Source organism: Caulobacter sp. 17J80-11 (assembly GCF_014349105.1).
Classification (GTDB): Bacteria; Pseudomonadota; Alphaproteobacteria; order Caulobacterales; family Caulobacteraceae; genus 17J80-11.
The window spans coordinates 1-16922 of the sequence record NZ_JACSJI010000003.1 but is presented as its reverse complement, the minus strand read 5'-3'; the positions used below and the strand labels follow the sequence as shown (position 1 = coordinate 16922).

Annotated in this window: 19 protein-coding genes and 2 pseudogenes; 7 read left to right on the top strand and 14 right to left on the bottom strand. The window is 72.4% G+C overall.

Going from position 1 to position 16922, the window contains the following annotated elements:
- Positions 1-66 precede the first annotated feature (66 nt).
- On the bottom strand, positions 67-447 hold the full coding sequence (locus H8B08_RS04110) for a hypothetical protein (protein ID WP_187448942.1): 381 nt from the start codon (positions 445-447) through the stop codon (positions 67-69).
- Positions 448-522: 75 nt separating this feature from the next.
- On the bottom strand, positions 523-855 hold the full coding sequence (locus H8B08_RS04105) for a DUF1491 family protein (RefSeq protein ID WP_187448941.1): 333 nt from the start codon (positions 853-855) through the stop codon (positions 523-525).
- 81 nt (positions 856-936) lie between these two features.
- Between H8B08_RS04105 and H8B08_RS04100 the strand changes: the two genes are divergently transcribed.
- Positions 937-1809 (top strand): hypothetical protein, encoded by an 873-nt coding sequence (locus H8B08_RS04100; RefSeq protein WP_187448940.1) that lies wholly within the window; start codon positions 937-939, stop codon positions 1807-1809.
- 61 nt (positions 1810-1870) lie between these two features.
- Here H8B08_RS04100 and H8B08_RS04095 read toward each other — a convergent pair whose 3' ends face one another.
- From H8B08_RS04095 to cysQ, 5 genes are all read right to left on the bottom strand, one after another.
- Positions 1871-2359, bottom strand: coding sequence for a PAS domain-containing protein (locus H8B08_RS04095; RefSeq protein WP_163262016.1), 489 nt, complete (start codon positions 2357-2359; stop codon positions 1871-1873).
- A gap of 173 nt (positions 2360-2532) precedes the next feature.
- Positions 2533-2952, bottom strand: a complete 420-nt coding sequence (locus H8B08_RS04090; protein ID WP_187448939.1) for a MucR family transcriptional regulator — start codon at positions 2950-2952, stop codon at positions 2533-2535.
- Between the two features lie 199 nt (positions 2953-3151).
- A complete protein-coding gene (locus H8B08_RS04085) occupies positions 3152-4366 on the bottom strand; it encodes a DUF2336 domain-containing protein (protein ID WP_187448938.1) in 1215 nt (404 codons plus the stop codon).
- 48 nt (positions 4367-4414) lie between these two features.
- Positions 4415-5404 carry a cysteine synthase A gene (gene cysK, locus H8B08_RS04080; protein WP_187448937.1) on the bottom strand — a complete coding sequence of 330 codons (990 nt, stop codon included), beginning with the start codon at positions 5402-5404 and terminating at the stop codon, positions 4415-4417.
- A 54-nt stretch (positions 5405-5458) separates the two neighbouring features.
- Positions 5459-6265, bottom strand: a complete 807-nt coding sequence (cysQ, locus tag H8B08_RS04075; RefSeq protein WP_187448936.1) for a 3'(2'),5'-bisphosphate nucleotidase CysQ — start codon at positions 6263-6265, stop codon at positions 5459-5461.
- A gap of 80 nt (positions 6266-6345) precedes the next feature.
- On the opposite strand from cysQ, the gene chpT reads away from it, so the two are divergent.
- The 3 genes from chpT (at position 6346) to H8B08_RS04060 (ending at position 8311) form a co-directional block, all read left to right on the top strand.
- Complete coding sequence (gene chpT / locus H8B08_RS04070) at positions 6346-7020, top strand: histidine phosphotransferase ChpT (protein WP_187448935.1); 675 nt, start codon at positions 6346-6348, stop codon at positions 7018-7020.
- A 92-nt stretch (positions 7021-7112) separates the two neighbouring features.
- Positions 7113-7478: a PleD family two-component system response regulator gene (locus H8B08_RS04065; protein WP_187448934.1), complete on the top strand. Its 366-nt coding sequence runs from the start codon at positions 7113-7115 to the stop codon at positions 7476-7478.
- A complete protein-coding gene (locus H8B08_RS04060) occupies positions 7478-8311 on the top strand; it encodes a protein-glutamate O-methyltransferase CheR (protein ID WP_187448933.1) in 834 nt (277 codons plus the stop codon). The genes H8B08_RS04065 and H8B08_RS04060 overlap by 1 nt, the downstream gene beginning before the upstream one ends.
- 4 nt (positions 8312-8315) lie before the next feature.
- Here H8B08_RS04060 and arsC read toward each other — a convergent pair whose 3' ends face one another.
- Positions 8316-8723 (bottom strand): arsenate reductase (glutaredoxin), encoded by a 408-nt coding sequence (arsC, locus tag H8B08_RS04055; RefSeq protein ID WP_187448932.1) that lies wholly within the window; start codon positions 8721-8723, stop codon positions 8316-8318.
- Positions 8724-8837: 114 nt separating this feature from the next.
- Here arsC and H8B08_RS04050 point away from each other — a divergent pair, with 114 nt between their 5' ends.
- Positions 8838-9023 carry an ammonium transporter family protein gene (locus H8B08_RS04050; protein WP_187448931.1) on the top strand — a complete coding sequence of 62 codons (186 nt, stop codon included), beginning with the start codon at positions 8838-8840 and terminating at the stop codon, positions 9021-9023.
- Between the two features lie 12 nt (positions 9024-9035).
- Here H8B08_RS04050 and H8B08_RS19045 read toward each other — a convergent pair.
- The 5 genes and pseudogenes from H8B08_RS19045 to H8B08_RS04030 form a co-directional block, all read right to left on the bottom strand.
- Positions 9036-9124: pseudogene (locus H8B08_RS19045) on the bottom strand (hypothetical protein); the annotation flags it as partial.
- Between the two features lie 13 nt (positions 9125-9137).
- Complete coding sequence (locus tag H8B08_RS04045; RefSeq protein ID WP_187448930.1) at positions 9138-11531, bottom strand: M20/M25/M40 family metallo-hydrolase; 2394 nt, start codon at positions 11529-11531, stop codon at positions 9138-9140.
- A gap of 63 nt (positions 11532-11594) precedes the next feature.
- Positions 11595-12611: an NADP-dependent oxidoreductase gene (locus H8B08_RS04040; protein WP_187448929.1), complete on the bottom strand. Its 1017-nt coding sequence runs from the start codon at positions 12609-12611 to the stop codon at positions 11595-11597.
- A gap of 114 nt (positions 12612-12725) precedes the next feature.
- Positions 12726-13439 carry an anti-sigma factor gene (locus tag H8B08_RS04035; RefSeq protein WP_187448928.1) on the bottom strand — a complete coding sequence of 238 codons (714 nt, stop codon included), beginning with the start codon at positions 13437-13439 and terminating at the stop codon, positions 12726-12728.
- Entirely contained in the window at positions 13436-13930 is a 495-nt protein-coding gene (locus H8B08_RS04030) for a sigma-70 family RNA polymerase sigma factor (RefSeq protein ID WP_222934305.1), read from the bottom strand. Before H8B08_RS04030 ends, H8B08_RS04035 begins: the two co-directional genes overlap by 4 nt.
- A gap of 86 nt (positions 13931-14016) precedes the next feature.
- Between H8B08_RS04030 and H8B08_RS04025 the strand changes: the two genes are divergently transcribed.
- Entirely contained in the window at positions 14017-15330 is a 1314-nt protein-coding gene (locus H8B08_RS04025) for a S8 family serine peptidase (RefSeq protein ID WP_187448927.1), read from the top strand.
- Positions 15331-15474: 144 nt separating this feature from the next.
- On the opposite strand, the gene H8B08_RS04020 is transcribed toward H8B08_RS04025, so the two are convergent.
- Positions 15475-16146, bottom strand: coding sequence for a hypothetical protein (locus tag H8B08_RS04020; RefSeq protein WP_187448926.1), 672 nt, complete (start codon positions 16144-16146; stop codon positions 15475-15477).
- A 222-nt stretch (positions 16147-16368) separates the two neighbouring features.
- On the opposite strand from H8B08_RS04020, the pseudogene H8B08_RS04015 reads away from it, so the two are divergent.
- Positions 16369-16922 (top strand): annotated as a pseudogene (locus H8B08_RS04015) (hypothetical protein); the annotation flags it as partial.

Below are 16922 nucleotides of genomic sequence, written 5' to 3'. Positions count from 1 at the left end.
GCTCCGCCATACGTCGGTCGACGATCCGGAATTTGGGACGGGCGGCGCGGACGCCGCGGGCGGCGGTCAGGCCGCCAAGCGCTTCCAGACCTTCTTGTCGGCGCTCTTCACGTCCAGCTCGCCCTCGCGGTTCTTCGCGTCCAGCGCGCGGATCATCTCTTCGGAGAGGCTGGCGAAGCGGGCCCCGACGCGTTCGGGCGGGCAGCCGGCGGCAGGCGCCATGAACAGGGCGGCGTTGGCGTCGGGCTGCTTGGTCGCCAGCAGCCAGGCCAGGCGCCGCGCGCGCTCCGGATCGTTCCGGTGCAGCAGCGGGTCTTCGGCGAACAGTTCGCGGCCCAGGCCGATCACATAGGCCAGGCTGAGCGCCTCGAAGCGGCGCGCGTCGTGCGGGGTGACCAGACCTTTCGGGTCGATGTCGAACACCGCGTCGTTGAGCAAGTAAAGCACCGAGCGAACCTTCTGTACGCCGAGAACAAGGCGACCATAGATCGAACGGCGTTGCGCTCCCGTTGAGGAACGCAGTTAACGATTCTCGACCGGTTCGGTGAGGAAGTGACGACCCAGTAAGTCTTCGATCTCGACCAGCCAGAAGTCGGGGTCGATGCGGGCCTGACGCTCGACATAGGCGTCCAGCGCCGGCTCCTCTTCCGAGGCGACCGGCTGGATCCACACCCGTTCGCCGTCGCCGCGTAGGGCTTCGACGTACAGGCGCGCGGTGCGCTCGCGCAGGTTCACCGCCTTGACCAGCACCGTCCCGGCACGTTCGTCGCCCTTGCGCGCGACCGTGGCGAAGGCGCCTTCGGCCTGGGCCCGGCGGATCAGCGCGCCCACCCAGATGTCTGTCGAAAGCAACAAAGCCTTTACCCTAAAAGGAAACCGGACGGAAAAGCCGTCGCGCTAGTGTGCCCGCACGACCCTTTAGAAGAAAGCGGCGGCATGACCAGCGCGAAACGCGCGAAAACCCGGATCGGGGTGGCGATCGCCCTTGCGGCGGCGCTCGCCCCGCTCGCCGCCGCCCAGGCCATGGGCTCAGCCGACCTCTATTACGAGCGCACTCTGATGCGCGCCGCCGACGACCGCTGCAACCTGTTCGCGCCGCAGATCTCGACCGCCCTCGACGCGGCCGCCTCTCAGGCCCGCGGCGCCGCCCTGCGCTCCGGCGCCACCGCCGCGGCCCTGAGCTCGGTCGAGAGCCGCGCGAAGGCCAAGGCGGCGGCAACGCCGTGCGCCTCGCCCGACCTGACCCGCGCCGCCGCCCGCGTGCGCGACGCCTTCGACGGCTGGTCGCGCACCGCGCGCATGAGCTTCCCCGGCGCCCAGGCAGACTGGCGCGCCGACCGCACCGCCTATCGCTCGACCGCCTGGAAGCTGTCGCAGAGCACCCGCATGGGCGCCGACGACGCCACCTTCGGCCTGGCCGGCCAGGGCGACGGGCGCGCCCTGCTGGCGGTCGTGCGCTTCAGCGACGGGGCCCGCCCCTACGCCGCGCGGCTGGTGCTGCGCGACGCGGCCCGGACCAGCCGCCCCTGGCTGCCCGACGCGCGCGCCGGCGAGACGCCGCCGCGCCAGATCGCCCGCGTGGAACTGGCCCAGGCCAAGGGCGCGGCCTCCACCACCCTGGCGGCCGGCGCCCGCGACGCCCTGGCCTTCCGCTTCCCGGCCGACACCGCCCAGGCGCTGGCCGGCCTGGACCCGCGCGAGCAGTTCGCGGTGGAGTTCGTCATGCCGGACGACAGCGTGCGCACCGCCCGCTTCGAAGTCGGCGACTTCGCAGCCGGCCGCGCCTTCCTGGCGATGGGCGCGCTCTAGACCGCTTCCAGCCGAAGTGGACGCCGGTTTCGGCGAGGGGAGCGGCCCGCTAAAGCAGTCTTCAGGCGGCGCGGATGCCCGACGGCGGCAGGTTCTGCAGGCCCAGCACCGCGTCGTAGCCCAGGATCATGTCGACCTCGTAGCCGTCCGAGGCCAGCGGCAGGCGCAGCCACAGCATCGACAGATGGCCGGCGCCGCGCCAGGCCATGGTGTGCGAGCCCACGCCCGGCCGGCGCATCTCGACGATGGAGGTCAGTTCGCGCCGCCAGTAATCGGCCGCCTCCTGGGCGTAGACCTCTTCCAGCTTCATGCCGGTGACCTCGCGCCCGTAGACGCCGTAGAGGCCGGTGCCGGCCAGCCGCTGGCGGAAGTCGAGCGGCTCGCGCGAGACGTCGATCAGGCTGACGGTGGGCAGGTAGCGCTTGATGTGATCGGGGTGGATGTCGGCCCGGCTGGGCAGGCGGCCGCCGCGGCGGCGAGACGCCCAGTAGGCGAATATCTCTTCGTGCGCCCGTAATGCCGAGGCAGGCGCCGCCAACTGCGCGATCATCTCGGCCCCACCCCAACGCCTTCGAATCACTACCCGTTCACTATCCCTTAACCGGCGAATCGGGGGCAAGCGGAAAAGGATTAACGGGACCCCGGGCCGCAGGAGCGAGGCGCAACAGAAAACGCCCGCCGCGGGAATCCGCGACGGGCGTCGTCAACGATCTGAACGGGAGATCAGCGGCCCTTGCGCGCCGTCTTACGACCGCCCTGGCCCAGGCCCATCTGCTTGGCCAGGTCCGAACGCGCCTTGGCGTAGTTCGGGGCGACCATCGGATAGTCCTTCGGGAGGCCCCACTTCGCGCGGTATTCCTCGGGGCTCATGTTGTACTTGGTCCGCAGGTGACGCTTCAGCGACTTGAACTTGCGGCCGTCCTCGAGGCAGACGAGGTAGTCCGGGGTGATGGACTTCTTGAGCGGAACCGCCGGTTCCTTGGGTTCCGGGGCGGCGGCTTCAGCGCCGCCCATCACGGTCGAGAGCGCCTTGTGCACGCTCTGGATCAGGCCGGGCAGGTCCGCAGCGGAAACCGAGTTGTTGCCGACGTAGGCGGAAACGATATCCGCCGTCATCTCGATGATTTCGCCCTTGTCGTCCATGACTGCTTGTTCCGTTAGCTTTAGACCCGACGCGGCGGGCTCGAAACTTGTTCTAGTGCGTGCGTGTTACCGGGGTTCGGACCGGTGCACAACACAGAAAAATAGGAAATGGAAATTCAGAGGTGCGCCGCCGCAGGAACGGCAGAGGCGAAGTCTTTGCGGAACCTGCTGAGCTAAGAGGTTCCGTTGTCAGACCAGATCAGCGGCCGAAGTCTTCTGCCAGCGCCAGCATGGCGGCGCGTTGCGGCACCGAGTATTCGTCGACCGCGTCCTCGTCCCCCTCTCGGATCGCCTTCACCAGGGCCGGGGTCAGCGCCGAACTCAACGCCCAGTTCCAGTAGCGCAGCACGGTCTGGGCCCGGTCGGTCGCGATCATCTCGTAGGTGATCAGGACGCGCTCAAGGGCGGGGGTGACGCTGCCGTCGGCCTCGGTCTCCGGGCGCTTCATCGACCGCCACAAGCTCTTCAACGCGCTCTTGGGCAGGCCGGTGGCCTTGCACAGCACCGCCAGGGGCTCGCCGCCGCGGTCGGCCAGCAGCTTGGCGCAGGTGGCCGGCTTCAGGCCCGACAGGTAGCCGATCTCCTGGGCGATCTCGCGGGTGATCCCCTCCTCGGCGGCGGCGACGGCCGCCTCCAGGCTGTCGTAGGGGCTCTTCTCGATGGCCGCGCGGTTGCGCTGGCGCCGCTCGATGAACTGTAGCGCCTTGCGGGCCAGCGGGTCGGACCAGTTCTCTTCCGCGCCGAGGGCGAAAACGTCGTCCACCGCCTCCTGCAGGACTTCGCGCGAGACGGCGAAGCGCGAGAGGATGGTCCGGCGCCCGTCGGCGTCGCACCACCAGAACATGACATAGGCGCCCGACGGCCGCAGCTCGGGCCGGCGCAGCAGGTGCGGGATCAGGTCGGCCGCGTGGCGGCTGGCCCCGACCAGGGCCTCCATGGCCGGCTGCGACAGCCGCGCCTGGGTGTTCTTGAGCAGCGCCTCCAGCACCTCGGGCTCGAGCGGCTCGACCAGGACCTCGCTGACCACTTCGGAGATGCCGCGGCGGGCGGCGATCATCCGTCGGTGTTCGGTGGAGGCCTCGCGCGCGCAGGCGACCAGGTCGGCGTCGGTGAGCGAGCCGCAGTCGTCGATCAGTATGCGCGCAATGTCCGGCTCGTCGCGGAGCAGCAGCCGGGTCAGGCTGTTGGGCACCTCGGTCAGCGGGGCCAGGCGCCCCGCCACCTTGGCGCGCTCGCCCGCTTCCGCCTCGCGCAGCATCTCGACCAGCAGGTCGGCGGTCATCGCCCGCTCGAAGGCGTTGACCCGGCTGGCCGGCAGGCACACGACGTCGGCAAGACGCTTGAGCAGCGTCTTGCGCGCGCGCGACGGCGGCGCGGCTGGGGCGGATTCCGGTGCGGGCGCCGGCTCGGTCATATCGGGCGGATTAGACCCCGTCCGCGGTTAACCGTGGATGAGCGCCGTTCATAATCCTTCGAACAGGGCCGTGGTCAGGTAGCGTTCGGCGAAGCTGGGCACGACGGCCACGATCAGCTTGCCGGCGTTCTCATCGCGCGCCGCCAGCCGGAAGGCGGCGGTCAGGGCCGCGCCGGACGAAATGCCGACCGGCACGCCTTCCACGCGCGCGACCTTGCGGGCCATGGCGAAGGAGTCGTCGTTCGACACCGTCTCCACCCCGTCGATCAGGTGGGTGTCGAGAATCGCCGGCACGAAGCCCGCGCCGATGCCCTGGATCTTGTGCGGGCCGGGCTGGCCGCCGGACAGGACCGGCGAGGCTTCGGGCTCGACCGCGATCATCTTCACCGACGGCTTGCGGCTCTTCAGCACCTGGCCGACGCCGGTCAGGGTGCCGCCGGTGCCGACGCCGGAGACGACGATGTCGACCTTGCCGTCGGTGTCGTTCCAGATCTCCTCGGCGGTGGAGACCCGGTGGATCGCCGGATTGGCCGGGTTGTCGAACTGCGAGGGCATCACCGAACCCGGGATACCGGCCATCAGCTCGTGGGCGCGGGCGATGGCGCCCTTCATGCCCTTCTCGGCCGGGGTCAGCTCCAGCTCGGCCCCCAGCAGGGCCAGCATCTTGCGCCGCTCCAGCGACATGGAGTCCGGCATGACCAGGATCAGGCGGTAGCCCTTGGCCGCGGCGACGAAGGCCAGCGCGATGCCGGTGTTGCCGCTGGTCGGCTCGATCAGCACCGAGCCCGGCTTGATCTCGCCGGCCTGCTCCAGCGCTTCGATCATGGCCACGCCGATGCGGTCCTTCACGCTGGCCAGCGGATTGAAGAACTCGAGCTTGGCGACCACCTCGGCCTTCGGCTTCAACTCAGCCGACAGACGCGGCAGTCGAACCAGCGGCGTATCGCCGATGGTGTCGATGATCGAATCGAAGATCTTGCCCCGCCCGGCGCGCTTGTTGCGGCTGGCGTCGTAAGCGGGAGCAGCGGTGTCGGCCATGGGGGGACCCTCTCCAGGAAGAGGGCCCGATATACCCGAGTTCTTAGCCCGCGGTCAGCCGCCGATGGCCAGGAAACCGGGGTTTTCGAATCCGCGGTCGGCCTTCCCGTAGGTGAGCGGCTTGCCGTCCTCGGTCAGCACCCGCCCGCCGGCGGCGCGCAGCACGGCGTCGGCGGCGGCGGTGTCCCACTCCATGGTCGGGCCCGGCCGCGGATAGACGTCGGCCCGGCCTTCGGCGATCAGGCAGAACTTCACCGAGGAATCCAGGCCCTGCCAGTTGGCGCAGCCGTGGCGGGCGGCCAGGCGGGTGGCCTCGTCGTCGGACAGGGTGTGGCTGACCAGGGCCAGGCCCGCTTCCGGCTTCTGGCGCACGCGCACCGGCTGGGCGGCGGTCTCGCCGACGCGGCGGCGCACGGCGCCCGCCGAGGTGGTGTACCAGACCTGGCCCGAAGCCGGGGCGGCCACGGCGCCGGCCACCGGCGCGCCGTCCTCGATCAGGGCGATGTTGACGGTGAAGGACTCGCCGCCGCGGACGAAGCCGCGCGTGCCGTCCAGCGGGTCGACCAGGAAGAATCGGGCGTTCGCGGCTGCCGGCACGCCGGCCTCGCAGGCGGCTTCCTCCGACACCACGCAGATGTCGGGGAACAGCTCGGCCAGGCGCCCCAGGATGTGGGCCTCGGCCTGGCGATCGGCCTCGGTCACCGGGCTCTCGTCGGCCTTGCGCTCGACCGTCACGTCGGCGCGCCAGAACGGCATGATGATCTTGGCGGCCTCCTCGGCGATCTCGGCCAGCACGGGGCCCAGGTCGGCGGGAGCGGTGGAGGCGGCGTCGGCCGCGATGTTCGAAGTGGCGTAGGTCACGGCGCGAGCGTATAGGGCGCCGCGCCAGTTTGAAGAAGCCCGCAAATCACGGCACTTATCCGCCGAAATCGAGGCGCCCCATGAACGACCCCCTGCTCGCCCCTGTGCCTGAAGAGGCTTCCGCGCTCGGCGCGACCCTGCTGGCGTCCCACATCGCGGCCAAACTTTGCCACGATTTCATCAGCCCGACCGGCGCGATCGTCTCGGGCCTGGACTTGCTGAAGGACCCGTCGGCGCAGGACATGCGCGACGACGCCATGAGCCTGATCGAGGCCAGCGCGCACAAACTGGTGACCATCGTCAACTTCGCCCGGGTGGCGTTCGGCGCGGCGACCTCGGCCGAGCGATTCGACGCGCGCGAGCTGGAGAACCTGCTGAAGAGCGCCTTCGAGCACGTGCGCGCAGAGCTGGACTGGGCGGTCGAGCAACAGACCTTCGAGAAGCCTGCCGCCCGCGCCCTGCTCAACCTCGCGCAGATCGGCGGCGGCGCCCTGCCGACCGGCGGCGTGGCGCGCGTCACGGCGGTCACGGAAGGCGATCACATCGTCATGGCGGTCGAGGCCAAGGGCGCGCGCGTGCGCATGAAGCCTGAAGTGGCCACCGGCCTGCGCGGCGAGCAGCTGACCGACGGCCTGGCCGGCCAGTGGATCCAGCCGTTCTGGCTGTCGGAGGTGGTCCGCGACGCCGGCGGCACGCTCAGCTTCGAGGTCGCCGAAGAGGGCGCGGTGACCATCCGCGCCCGCATGCCGGTCTGATCACGGCGTTACCCAAACCTTAACCGGCCCAGAACCATTCTCGCGGCACTAGGGGCCGCGCGCGTGCGGTGTTCGTCGCCAGGGAGGCGCGGATGAAAACCTGTCTCGTCGTCGACGACAGCCGCATCATCCGCAAGATCGCCCGCCGCATCCTTGAGGACTTCGCCTTCGAGGTGGCCGAGGCCGGCGACGGCGCCGAGGCCCTGGCGCGCTGCCGCGCGCACATGCCCGACGTGGTGCTGCTGGACTGGCGCATGCCGGTGATGGACGGCCTGGCCTTCCTGAAGAGCCTGCGCGCCGAGCCCGGCGGCGAGCGCCCGAAGGTGGTCTTCTGCACCTCCGAGAACGAACCCGAGCGGATCAGCGAGGCGCTGGACGCCGGCGCCGACGAATACGTGATGAAGCCGTTCGACGGCGACATCCTCAGTTCCAAGTTGACCGTGGCGGGCGTGGTCTGATGGCGGCCGATCCCGAGGACCTGAAGCACTTCGCGGCTCTGCTGAAGGCCGGCTCCGGCTTCGTGCTGACCCGCGAGACGGTGCACCTGGTGGAGGGCCGGCTGGCCCCGCTGGCCCGGCGCGAGGGTTACGGCACGGTCGAAGCCCTGCTGGCGGCGCTGCGCAAGGGCGCGGACGCCCGGCTGAAGGACGCGGCCGTGGGCGCCATGGCCTCGACCGAGACCTTCTTCTTCCGCGACCTGGCGGTGTTCGAGCGCCTGCGCGACCACGTCCTGCCGGCCCTGGCCCAGGCCCGTCCGGGCGGGCGGGTTCGGGCCTGGAGCGCGGGCTGCGCCACCGGCCAGGAGGCCTGGTCGCTGGCCATCGCCGGCGAAGAGGCCGCGTCGAACGGCGCCAAGCTGTCGCTGGAAGTGACCGGCACCGACCTGTCGCGCGCCTGTCTGGAGAAGGCGGAGGCCGGGCTCTACACCCAGTTCGAAGTGCAGCGCGGCCTGCCGGCCCGCCTCTTGGTCCGCTGGTTCAACAAGATCGACGAGATGTGGCGGGTGTCTTCGCGCCTGCGCGGCGACGTGCGCTTCCGCCGGGTGAACCTGGTCGAGGACTTCACCGGCCCGCAGCGCTTCGACCTGATCCTGTGCCGCAACGTGCTGGACGGCTTCGACGCCGAGACCCGCGCCACCGTGCTGCGCCGCCTGGCCAGCCGGCTGGCCGAGGACGGCGTGCTGGTGCTGGGCGCGGGGGAAAGCCCGCGCGAGCTGGGCCAGGCGTTCGCCGCCCTGCCCGGCGCGCGCGGCGTCTTCGTCAAGCTGTCGGCCGCCCGCAAGGCGGCCTGACCGCTTAGAGCGGGACCACCGTCCCGTCCTCCTTGGTGAAGCTCTCCGGCTTGCGCTCCAGCACGCTCACCACCTGTTCGGACGGGCGGGCCAGCACCACGCCCTTTGGGCTGGCCACGATCGGCCGCTCGACCAGGATCGGGTGCTCGACCATGGCGGCGATCAGGGCGTCGTCGGACACGCCCTCGACGACCTTGGCCAGCGCCTCCTCGGGCGCGCCCTTGGTGCGCAGCACGGCGCGCGGGCCGGCGCCCATGCGCTCCAGCAGGGCCTTAAGCTGCTCGGCCGTCCAGCCGGCCTTCACGTACTCGACCACCTCCGGCTCGTAGCCGGCCGCCCGCACGATGGCGAGCGCGTTGCGGGACGTGCCGCACTTCGGGTTGTGGAAGACGGTGACGGGGAAATCGCTCACGGCGGGCCTCCTGGAAACGGGGGCCGGTGAACCAGCCGCGGCGCGCCCTGTAAAGCCCCCGCGTTGCCCGACGCCGACGCCTGGCCTAACCTGCCCGGACCTTCGGAGGATCCCATGTCCAAGACCGCCCTGGCCGCCGTCGCCGCCCTGTTCCTCGCCAGCGCCGGCGTCGCCGCCGCCGCGACCATGGACTGCTGCAAGGACTGCGCGAAGCCGGACTGCTGCGACGAGATGAAGGCCGATCAGAAGGCCCCGGCCGATCAGCCGACCCCGACGCCCGCGCCGGCGCCGAAGGGCTGAGAACGCCGCGGCACGCCCTCGTCCTTCGGCAAGCTCAGGACGAGGGCGACTGAGCGCGCAGAGTAGAAATCCTCATCCTGAGCTTGTCGAAGGACGAGGATTTCGGCCCCACTCTCACCACGTGAACCGGCGCTGGTCCGTCAGCACGGTCGCGTCCGATAGCCCCACCGCCGCCACGTCGGCCGGCCGCTTCGGCAGCGGCTTGGCGTCGGTAGGCCAGCCGTCCTGAACCTCGGCGTAGCGCACCTCCAGCGCTCCCGGCGTCGCCGCCGTGAAGGCGATCTGCAGGCCCTCGCCGGGGCCGGCCCAGCGCAGGCGCGACCACTCGCCGGGCTTGCTCAGCACGCCGTCGGCCGGCTCGCCGTTGATGGTCACGTCCTTCACCGCCGCGCTCGACTTCAGCGACAGCCGCAGCTCCCGGCCGCCAGCCGGCTTCACGTTCAGCACGCGGCGCGTCCCCTCGCCGCCCAGCGCCAGCTCCGGGCGGGTCGCGATCGCGACCGGGCGCGCGTCGGCCAGCCAGGCGTCCTTCACCTGCAGGGGCTCGAGCGGCGCACGCTTCGGCGTCCCGCCGTCGCCGTTCAGCGCCGACGTCGTCCAGGCGTCGAGCTCGGCCATGCCGCTGGCCCGCGCGAACCGGCCGGTGGACAGGTCGGCGACGTAGAAGGCCTGGGTCGGTCGCGGCGTGCGCGCCGAGGCGGGGTCGCGGACCAGGGCGAAGACTACGAGGCCGACGCCGAGCGCGGCGTAGATCGCAGCCAGGGTCAGGGGACGCTGACCGCGGGTCCAGACCGCCGCCAGCGGCCAGAGCGCCGGCAGGCTCAGCACCGCGAACAGGGCCAGCAGTTCAGCCATGCCGAAGCCCATGGCCACGAACAGCGGGCCGGCGAAGCGGGCCAGCCAGGCGAAGGCGACGAGCCCCGCCATGCCGGAGATCGCCAGCGCGGTCGGCTTGGTGAAATCGCCGCCGGCCAGGCCCATGATCCCGGCCGCCGCCAGCGACGCGGTCAGCAGCGGCCAGGCGAACAGGAAGGCGGCGGTCGGGGCCAGGATCTGGGCCGCGATCGCCAGCACGAAACCCATGCCCAGCAGGCCGGTCCACAGGCACCAGGCCCCGGCCGAGCGGCCGAACACCAGCAGGCCCGTGATCGCCGCAACGCCCGCCAGGCCCAGCGACAGCGGATCGACGCCGCCGAAGCGGACCGCGCCCGCCGCGCCGACCAGGACGGCCAGGACCGCCGGGATCCAGCGCTTCGCGTCGCGTCGGACGCCCGCCAGGGCGGCCAGGACGACGCCGACGCCGGCCAGCGCGCATCCGGCCAGCACGAGCGGCTGCTGCGCCTCCATGGCCCAGGCGCTGACGCTGTCCGGGCCGCCGTGCAGGACGCGCAGAACCAGGGCGACGCTGGCGCCCACGAACACCGTCAGGCCCGCCCCGCGGGCGGCGTCCTTCCACACCACGAAGCCCTTGCGCACCGCGCCCGCCAGGGCGACGCCGGCGAACAGGCCGGCCGCGCCCAGCACGACCCAGCCGGCCCAGGCGGGATAGCGCACCAGCGCCACGCCCATCACGTCGGAATAGACCGCGTCCGGCGCCGCCTTGGGCAGATCCCGGCCGGCGGCCAGATCGGCGGTGGCGGCCAACACCTGGTCGCCCAGGTGCTGGAGGCTGCCGCGATCCAGATGCGCCGGGGTGGCCGAGGCGGCGTGATAGTCGGTCGGCGAGAACAGGAAGGCGAAGTTCAGGCCGCCGATCCCGCGTTGCTTCGGGATGGTGAAATCGGTGCCGTTCGGCATCCGCTCGTAGATCCAGGCGGTCAGCGAGTTGGCGAGCGGTCGCCGGGTGGCGTCGCCGAACAGCCGGATCCAGCCGCCGTTTCCGCGGCCGGTCTCGTACATCACCGCGGGGCCCGAACTGCCGCGCACGTCCATGTTCACGACCGCGCCGATGCGCTTCGCCAGCGGGTGCCCCGCGAAGAAGGCGCGAGCGCCGAGCAGCCCGATCTCCTCGCCGTCGGTGATCGCGACGATCACGTCCCGCTCGCGCGGGCCCTTGGCGACCAGCGCGCGGGCGGTCTCCAGGGCGGCGGCCACCCCGACCGCGTCGTCGGCGGCGCCAGGCGAGGAGGGCACGCTGTCGTAGTGGCTCATCACCGCCACGGCGGGCAGCGAGGGGTCGCGGCCGGGCAGGACGCCGATCACGTTCTCGACGCTCGCGCCGGAAGCGCGGCCGCCCCAGCCGGCGGCTTCGAACGCGTCGGTCTTCTGGATCTGGACCTGCAGGCCCAATTCGCGCAGGCGCCCCGCCAGGTAGTCGCGCACGCGCGCGTTCTCGGCGGAACCGGTCGGGTGAGGCGCGCGCGCCATGGCCTCGACGTCGCGCATAGCGCGTTCAGCCGAGAAGGCGGTGGGCGGCGCGGCGGCGGATTGCGGCGGCGGCGTCAGCAGGCTGGCCCAGGCCAGGGCCGCGCCCGCGACCAGCACGCCGATCAGAGTCCAGGACTTCATGCGCGCTTCCCCCCTCGCGTCGGGCTCTAGCTAGACGGACGCGAAGGGGGGACGCAACTTGCCTCAGCCCTCGGCCACCTTGAGCACCAGCTTGCCGATGTTCTCGCCAGCGAACAGCTTGTTCAGGGTCTCGGGGAAGGCCTCGACGCCGCCGGAGACCACGTCCTCGCGGCCCTTCAGCTTGCCCTCGTGCATCCAGCCGCCCATGGCCTGCGCCGCCTCGGCGTAGCGGGACGCGAAGTCGAACACCACGAAGCCTTCCATGCGCGCGCGGTTGACCAGCAGCGACATGTAGTTCTTCGGCCCGGCGACGCTTTCGGTGGCGTTGTACTGGGAGATGGCCCCGCAGATCACCACGCGGGCCTTGCGGGCCAGGTTGGCCAGGGCGGCGTCCAGGATGTCGCCGCCGACGTTGTCGAAATAGACGTCGATGCCCTTGGGGGCGAGCTCGCGCAGACGGGCGGCGACGTTCTCGTGCTTGTAGTCGATGGCCGCGTCGAACCCGAGCTCGTCGACCACGTAGCGGCACTTGTCGGCCCCGCCGGCGATGCCGATCACCTTGCAGCCCTTGATCCTGGCGATCTGGCCGACGACCTGGCCGACCGCGCCGGCGGCGCCGGAGACCACCACCGTGTCGCCGTCCTTCAGGGCGCCCACGTCCAGCAGGCCGAAGTAGGCGGTCATGCCGGTCATGCCCAGCACGCCCAGATAGGTCGGCAGCGGCGCGAAGCGCGGGTCGACCTTCGTCCAGTCCTTGGCCGGCAGCTTGGCGTACTCCTGGACGCCGGTCAGGCCGACGACGTAGTCGCCCGGCTGGAAGGCCGGGTCGCCGCTCTCGACCACCTGGCCGACGCCCAGCGCCCGCATCACCTCGCCCAGCTGCACCGGCGGCACGTAGGAGCGGCCCTCGCGCATCCAGCCGCGCATGGCCGGGTCCAGCGACAGGTAGAGCACCTTCACCACCACCTCGCCCTCGCCGGCGCTCGGCGCCGGCGCGCTCTCGAAGGCGAAGTCCGAGCGCTGCGGCAGGCCCACGGGACGGGCGGCGAGCTTCACCTGGCGGTTCTGGGCGACGGTCATGGGCGGTTCCTTCGACGATTTGCGGCCGAACCCAAACATGACCCGTCTCCCGTTTTCAATCGAAACCTAAGCGGAGTGGTGGAACGGGAGTACGCCAGCGTCAAGCCGTAGGGCTCAGCGCCAGCCGCCGTCCCGCGCCGCCTTCTCCCCGGCCGCGTCCAGCGGCGCGCCGGCGATGATCGCCTCGACGGCGGACAGCACCTCGGGCGGGGTGTCCGTGCCGGCGGTGCGGTAGCCGCCCTGCGCCGCCTGCGGCTCGACGGCGGTGGCGAGGCGCACCCGCCAGCGGCCGTCCTCGCGGCAGGCCAGGCCGGCCAGGCCCTCGCCTTTGTCGACGCGGAAGGTGCGGCAGTAGCCGCCCTCAGCCGTGCGGAAGCTCAGGCCCACCTTCACGACCCCGCCGGGCTCCGAGGCCAGCCGGCGGTTCAAGGCACGGTCCAGCGCGCCGGACGCGCTCAGCCCGCCGTCGCTGGCGCGGACCAGCGCGCCGCCCTGGCCCCGCCAGAGCGCGCCCGCGGTCACGCCCACCACCAGGCAGGCCGCCATGGCCGCCACCGCGCGCCAGTCGAAGCGCGGCCGCGACGCCCGGCGCTCGGCCAGCGACACCACCTCGGGCTCGCGCGTCGCGGCCGCGACCAGGCGTTCCGGCACGGGCTCGGCCAGCACGCCGGCGTGGGCGCCCCCGATCAGGGCGGCGAAGGCCCGGTGCTCCTCGACCCGGGCGCGCAGGCCGGCGTCTTCGGCCAGCGCCGCCTCGAAGGCGTCGCGCTCGGGCCCGGTCAGCTCGCCGTCGGCGTAGGCCATGACCGTCTCGTCGGAGAAATTCACGCCGCGCCTCCCTTCATGTGCGCCATCACCGCCGCGCGCCCGCGCACCAGCCGGCTGGTCAGGGTGCCCTCGGGCACCTCCAGCGCCTCGGCCGCCTCGCGGTAGGACAGCCCCTCGATGAGCACCAGGGCGACGGCCAGGCGCTGGTCCTCCGGCAGCCGGGCGATCGCCTCCTCCACCGACGCGGCCTGCAGCCGGGTCTCCAGCGAGGCGACGGTGGCGTCGGCGACGTTCTCGCCGGCCTCGGCCGGGGCGAGCACGCGGCCGCGGCGCGCACGGCTGCGGGTCTCGTCGATCCAGGCGTTCTTCATGATCCGGTACATCCAGCTGTCCAGGCGGGTGCCGGGCCGCCACAGGCCGCGCTTGTCCAGCGCCCGCTCGACGCAGACCTGCACCAGGTCGTCGGCGTCGGCGCTGTCGCGGGCCAGCACGCGGGCGAACCGGCGCAAGCGGGGCAGGAGCTCGACCATCTCCCGTTGAAAGGCGTCCAATCCGCACCTCTGTGGATGAAACGGTAGGGGGCTGACGTTTCATCCATAACGGAGCAGAAGATTCGGTGAAGCGCGAGGGAGGCGGCATGGCGGACGGACCGGGCGGACGAAACCTGCTGGCGCGCGTGCTCGCCGGGGCCACGGCCGCCCTGCTGCTGAGCGGCCCCGCCGACGGCCAGGTGCGCCTGCCCGACCCCGTCGGGCGGCTGCCGGTCGTGCCCGACGTGCTGGAGCGCCTGCCCGATCCCGGCCGCGTGCTGACCGACGCGCGCGCCCTGGCCGACCGCCGGCTCGACCGGCTGGGCGCCCTGGCGCGGCGCTATCCGCAGGACCTCGAGCTGGACGAACGGAACGCGCCGGTCGTGCGCGGCGAAATCCTGGCCCTGTCGCCCTCGCCCGCCGCCCTGGAACAGGCCAAGGCCGCCGGGTTCACGGTGCTGCGCGAGGAGCGGCTGGCGCCGCTGGACCTGCCGCTGGTGGTGCTGGGCGCGCCCGACGGCTGGAGCGCCCGGCGCGCGGTGAAACGCCTGCGCGAAGCCGACCCGCAGGGGAGCTACGATTACAATCATGTCTACGGCGAGGCCGGGACGACCCCGGTCGCCGCGGCGGCCGCGACGGCGGGCGCCGGCGCGTCGGACGTGCGCGTGGGCCTGATCGACACCGGCGTGGACGCCCGCCACCCGGCCCTGGCCGGCGCGCGGATCGAACAGAAGGCCTTCGCGGCGGGCGGGCTGACGCCCAAGCCGCACGGCACGGCGGTGGCCTCCCTGCTGGCCGGCCGGGCCGACGGCTTTCGCGGCGCCGCCCCCGGGGCGACGGTGATGGCCGCCGACGTCTATGGAAACACCCCGCGCGGCGGCTCGGCCGAGAGCGTCGCGCGCGCCCTGGCCTGGATGGCCGAGACCCGCACGCCGGTGATCAACGTCAGCCTGGTCGGCCCGCCGAACGCGGCCGTGAAGGCGGCGGTCGCGGCCCTGCTGGCGCGCGGCCACCTGATCGTGGCGGCGGTCGGCAACGACGGCCCGGCGGCCCCGGCCGCCTATCCCGCCTCCTATCCCGGCGTGATCGCCGTCACCGGCGTCGACCGGCGGCGCAAGGTGCTGATCGAGGCCGGCCGCGCCGAGCACCTCGACTTCGCAGCGCCCGGCGCGGACATGGCCGCGGCCGGGCCCGGCGGGCTGGCGAACGTGCGCGGCACCTCCTACGCCGCCCCGCTGGTCGCGGGCCGACTCGCCCAACGCCTGCCCCGGCCCGACCGCAGGGCGGCCGAGGCGGCGGTGGCCGATCTGGCCGCCAGCGCGGTCGACCTCGGGGCGCGGGGCGCAGACAAGCTTTACGGCCGCGGCCTGGTCGCCGAAGACCTGCGCGCCGCGCCGCCGAAGGTCGCGGGCGCCCGCTGAGGACCGGACGCAGCCTGGCTGTGAGCGCCCCGATTCCGCCAGGGATCTAAGCCGCTCCGGCATCCCGGCGGATGCAGGAGGTCAATGTCCGCTTTCGACCCAAAGCGGACATCCTACACACGCCAGCCTCGGGGCCGGGAACCCTCAGCGCGACGGGCTTGAGGGCTCGACGTTCCGCGCCTGGGAGCCCGGGGGCGTCCGCTTCAGCAGCACCTTGGTGCCGATAGCCCACTCCATGACCATCATGTCCGCGGAGTAGGGATGGAGCAGCCAGGGCCCCGCCGTCTCCTCCCAGCTCAGCTCGGCGTCGCCTTCCGGTTCCGCGTGGCAGTCGATCACGTAGGCGTGCCGCTCCGGCGCGGGGGGCAGGCCGAACTGGCGGTAGACTTCGGCTTGCGTCGCGGGCGGCGCGTCAGGAGGCAAGCCGAACTGGCGGTCGACGTCGGTTTGCGGCCTGGGCTGCAACACCGAATCGTCGATGCTGAAGACCGGCCGGGTGCAGGTGTCGGCAGCCTCACGCCGCTCGAGTCCCCGCGGCGCCGGCTGCAGCCGGATCATGTCCTTCGTGACGCTCAGCCTCGATCCGATCCACGCCGGGGCGTCCGGCGGCGTCCGCCAGGTCGGGGCGAAATTCGGATCGTTCGAGATCACTCCCTCGCCCTCGAGCAGCTTCACGTCAGCGACGACCCATTCGCCGTAATAGCTGTCGGGAACCGTGAAAGGCGTGGGCGCGGGCTCGGCGGATACGGGCAGCACCTTCGCCGGCGTCCGGTCGCATGCGCCCATGGCGGTCGCCGCCACGGCGACGGAAATCAACGCGCTTCTCATGACGCCCCCCGGAGTCAAAGCCTTGCGGCCTCGGCCAGGGTAGGCCTGAACGATGTCCGCTCACCACCCAAAGCGGACATTCCGCCCGCGCAGGCGGCACGGATTTACAGCTCTGCAGAAAAATTTCGCCGGCGCGGATGAATCGCGACGGGCCTGTCGTTGGACCTTGCGAAGGCGCTTGCGAGCGCCGTCCAACGCAGGAGCGAAAACATGCGCAAGACGTCTCTTCTGACCGCCGCCGCCGTCGCCGCGACCCTGGCCTTCGCGCCGGCCGCCCACGCCCAGCTGCTGGGCGGCGGGGCCGGCGGCGGGCTCGGCGGCGGGCTGGGTGGTGCGGGCGGCCTGGGCGGGGTCACCGGCGGCCTCGGCGGCGCCGGCTCGGCCGCCGGCCAGCTGGGCGGGTCCGCCGACCTGGGCGGGGTGACCAGCGTCGCCGACCGCGCCAAGGCCCGGGCCGAAGCGGCCGCCGAACGCGCTCGGGAAAAGGCCGAGCGGGCCCAGCGCAAGGCGCGCGACGCCGCCGCCCGGACCCGCGACGTCGGCGGCCAGGTCGCGGGCGAAGGCTCGGGGACGGCTTCGGGCGGCGTCGGCCTGCTGAACGGTCAGGCGAACGGCGCGCTGGGCGGGACCGGTTCGGTCGCCGGCGGCCTGACGACCGTCCGTGACCAGGCGGGCCAGCCCGCCGGGAGCGGATCAAGCGGTCGCGCGCTGCAGGGCGCGGCGTCGGGCGCCGCCGACGGCGCGGTTTCCGGCGGGCTGAGCGC

Bases quoted from the DNA above. Each gene is read 5' to 3' on its own strand.
- H8B08_RS04040 (WP_187448929.1), bottom strand. From the start codon at position 12,611: ATGACCGTCGCCCAGAACCGCCAGGTGAAGCTCGCCGCCCGTCCCGTG.
- H8B08_RS04085 (WP_187448938.1), bottom strand. From the start codon at position 4,366: ATGACCGAGCCGGCGCCCGCACCGGAATCCGCCCCAGCCGCGCCGCCG.
- H8B08_RS04065 (WP_187448934.1), top strand. From the start codon at position 7,113: ATGAAAACCTGTCTCGTCGTCGACGACAGCCGCATCATCCGCAAGATC.
- H8B08_RS04025 (WP_187448927.1), top strand. From the start codon at position 14,017: ATGGCGGACGGACCGGGCGGACGAAACCTGCTGGCGCGCGTGCTCGCC.
- H8B08_RS04095 (WP_163262016.1), bottom strand. From the start codon at position 2,359: ATGATCGCGCAGTTGGCGGCGCCTGCCTCGGCATTACGGGCGCACGAA.
- H8B08_RS04050 (WP_187448931.1), top strand. From the start codon at position 8,838: ATGTCCAAGACCGCCCTGGCCGCCGTCGCCGCCCTGTTCCTCGCCAGC.
- cysK (WP_187448937.1), bottom strand. From the start codon at position 5,404: ATGGCCGACACCGCTGCTCCCGCTTACGACGCCAGCCGCAACAAGCGC.
- H8B08_RS04090 (WP_187448939.1), bottom strand. From the start codon at position 2,952: ATGGACGACAAGGGCGAAATCATCGAGATGACGGCGGATATCGTTTCC.
- chpT (WP_187448935.1), top strand. From the start codon at position 6,346: ATGAACGACCCCCTGCTCGCCCCTGTGCCTGAAGAGGCTTCCGCGCTC.
- H8B08_RS04100 (WP_187448940.1), top strand. From the start codon at position 937: ATGACCAGCGCGAAACGCGCGAAAACCCGGATCGGGGTGGCGATCGCC.
- H8B08_RS04060 (WP_187448933.1), top strand. From the start codon at position 7,478: ATGGCGGCCGATCCCGAGGACCTGAAGCACTTCGCGGCTCTGCTGAAG.
- H8B08_RS04045 (WP_187448930.1), bottom strand. From the start codon at position 11,531: ATGAAGTCCTGGACTCTGATCGGCGTGCTGGTCGCGGGCGCGGCCCTG.